Source organism: Caballeronia sp. INML2 (genome assembly GCF_023631365.1).
Taxonomy (GTDB): domain Bacteria; phylum Pseudomonadota; class Gammaproteobacteria; order Burkholderiales; family Burkholderiaceae; genus Caballeronia; species Caballeronia turbans.
The window spans coordinates 1-500 of record NZ_JALQDH010000218.1 but is presented as its reverse complement, the minus strand read 5'-3'; the positions used below and the strand labels follow the sequence as shown (position 1 = coordinate 500).

Sequence of the window (500 nt, the reverse complement as noted above, 5' to 3'; positions counted from 1 at the left end):
ATCACCCAAATCAGAAATGGCAACACGGTCGAAGTGCGTCGAGTGGATTCGCCGGACGTCAGCGGCAGTTAAGCGGGGGTGATCTCACGACCCTCAGATCGGTGCTGCACCGCTCGCGGACCTACCGCACATCTGCACAGAAGGGGTGATCTCCATGACGTTATTTCTTCAGCTTGCATTGAACACGTTGCAGGCGGGCTCGGTATACGTGCTGTTCGCGCTAGGCCTTACGCTGATATTTGGCGTGATGGGCGTAGTGAACTTCGCGCACGGTCAGTTCTTCACGCTTAGCGCCTTACTAACGAGCGTACTGGTGCCGTCGCTGCAAGAAGCGCTGCACATCGGCGTCGCCGTGTCGTTCTTGGTGTCGAGCGTGCTCTCAATCGCCGTCGTGCTCGCGTTGGCACTCGCTGTCTATCAGTGGGGCTTCCGGCAGTACCTGAGAGATATGGTCGGCTCGTTCATCCTCTCGGTCGGCATGCTGCTGTTTTTCGAAGGCG

1 protein-coding gene is annotated in these 500 nt (G+C 58.0%); it reads left to right on the top strand.

Annotated elements, in window-relative coordinates; translation table 11 throughout:
• Positions 1–154: 154 nt before the first annotated feature.
• Positions 155–500, top strand: a 346-nt coding sequence (locus NCT32_RS37075; RefSeq protein WP_409241584.1) for an ABC transporter permease subunit, incomplete at its 3' end; no start/stop codon positions are given.